The sequence below is a fragment of the Tychonema sp. LEGE 06208 genome, assembly GCF_015207505.1.
Classification (GTDB): domain Bacteria; phylum Cyanobacteriota; class Cyanobacteriia; order Cyanobacteriales; family Microcoleaceae; genus Microcoleus.
In genome coordinates, this window is the sequence record NZ_JADEWT010000233.1 from 1 (window position 1) to 1,094 (window position 1,094).

Below are 1,094 nucleotides of genomic sequence, written 5' to 3' on the forward strand. Positions count from 1 at the left end.
TTTTTGATTCAGAATCTGGTCTTTTCTCTATTCGAGGCAGCAAACACTTACATTCGCTATTCGCGAATATAGAATGAAGTAAAGTGAGCGATCGCCAAAAGAGATGTTAAAACCCCAAGATAGGGCTTGCTGAATAAGTTAGGGAAAATCACGATCACAATTGATGGGTGATTCAAGTTCGGCGAAGCATAAGTTTTGGTTTTTGTAATTGACCAAAATATAATTTTTGACAATCATTGAAGCGTAACCAGACCTTATTTTGGGAAATCGGCAGAAAAACACACAAAAAACCCGTCTTAACCAGGTAGAAAGGTTCATTACTAAAAAAGTAATAGCAATAGCTGTACCAGAAGTATTATCAAGTTTTGCCATCACGCGATTCAAGCTGAATCTTCGTTTACCTTGTCCGAACTTGCCCTCAATAGAGTTACGAATTCTCTCATCTTCCCAGGCTTGTTTCTTTGTTTCCTTACTCACAATTGCTGGTGGTCTTCCTAACGGAGGCCCACTAATTCTAATTCCTCTTTCTTTACACCAAGCTCGGTTTTCCCTTGTTCGATAAATGCGATCTGCATGGACTGATTCTGGATAGTATCCTGTGTAAATTTTAAATGCTTCTACTTGGGCTTTTAAGTCTCCTGATTCGTTAAAATTATCCCAGCTTATTCGCTCTAAAAACACATACCCCTCAAAGCAAGTCGCTGACAGTTTAGCTCCAAAATCTACTCGTTTTCCTGCTTTACCTCTAATAACGGGACGGGGTAGTCCTGCATAGCAAGGAAAATGTGTTATAATTTTATTCTTTTAACCTATCTTAAATTTTAGCTTATGAACTGTCCCAAGTGTAACTCTGAATACATATTGAAAAATGGTCGCACTCGCTCTCAGAAGCAAAACTTTAAATGTCGAGATTGTGGAAGACAATTCGTCATGACTCCCAGACATCAACCGATTTCATCAGCAACAAAAGAGTTGATAGATAGACTTTTATTAGAAAAGATATCTCTGGCTGGGATTGTGAGGGCGACAGGGGTTTCGGAACGGTGGTTGCAATACTATGTTAATAAAAAGTTAGGAGCTGTAAAGAGAGAAGT

At 38.7% G+C, this 1,094-nt stretch carries 1 protein-coding gene and 1 pseudogene; one reads left to right on the top strand and one right to left on the bottom strand.

Going from position 1 to position 1,094, the window contains the following annotated elements; genetic code table 11:
- Positions 1 to 138 precede the first annotated feature (138 nt).
- Positions 139 to 759, bottom strand: a pseudogene (locus tag IQ263_RS28090) (transposase); the annotation flags it as partial.
- Positions 760 to 828: 69 nt separating this feature from the next.
- Between IQ263_RS28090 and IQ263_RS28095 the strand changes: the two are divergent.
- Positions 829 to 1,094 (top strand): IS1/IS1595 family N-terminal zinc-binding domain-containing protein (locus tag IQ263_RS28095; protein WP_304941040.1); only part of this gene is annotated, 266 nt, incomplete at its 3' end.